This window comes from Cobetia sp. 5-25-4-2, from assembly GCF_013374075.1.
GTDB lineage: Bacteria > Pseudomonadota > Gammaproteobacteria > Pseudomonadales > Halomonadaceae > Cobetia > Cobetia marina.
In genome coordinates, this window is record NZ_BLWK01000015.1 from 1 (window position 1) to 831 (window position 831).

At 64.1% G+C, this 831-nt stretch carries 1 protein-coding gene; it reads left to right on the plus strand.

What is annotated here, in order from left to right; translation table 11 throughout:
- Positions 1 to 831: Ig-like domain-containing protein (locus HXS65_RS17290; RefSeq protein WP_218015112.1), on the plus strand; the 831-nt coding region annotated here is incomplete at both ends.

Consider the following 831-nt stretch of genomic DNA (forward strand, 5'->3'; position numbering starts at 1 on the left):
ACCTCACCGAGCGCCGATGACAACAGCATCGCCTTCGACGATGGTGGCGATGGCTTCCTGAATGCCGACGAGATCGGCAACGTGACGCTGACCGGCTCCATCGAAGACGGCCTGAGCAGCGACAACGTTCAGCTGGTGATCACCGACGGCGAAGGTGGCTCCGTCACCGTCGATCCCGCCGACATCACGGTCGATGGCACCACCCTGACTGTCGCTGGCCAGGATCTCTCCGACCTGGCCGAGGGCGAACTCACCGCGACGCTGACTGTCACTGATGAGGCCGGTAATGCGGCCGAGTTCACGGATGCCGCGACCAAGGACACCGTCACTGACACCCCGACGCTGGATGCCACTGATGGCACCACCCTCACCGGGACTGGCGAGCCGGGCGCGACCATCAGCATCACCGATGGCAATGGTGACGAGGTGGCGACAACCGAAGTGGGTGATGACGGAAACTTCGAAATCACCCTCGACCCGATGCCGGAAGACGGCACCGAACTGACCGCTACCGCGACCGACCCGGCCGGTAACACCAGTGAGCCGTCCAACCCCGTCACCGTCGATAGCAATACCGACACCACCCCGCCGGCGGAAGGCGACAACAGCATCGCCTTCGGCGATGGTGGCGATGGCTTCCTGAATGCCGACGAGATCGGCAACGTGACGCTGACCGGCTCCATCGAAGACGGCCTGAGCAGCGACAACGTTCAGCTGGTGATCACCGACGGCGAAGGTGGCTCCGTCACCGTCGACCCCGCCGATATCACCGTCTTGGGCACCACTCTGACTGTCGCTGGCCAGAATCTGTCTGGCCTCGCCGAGGGCGAG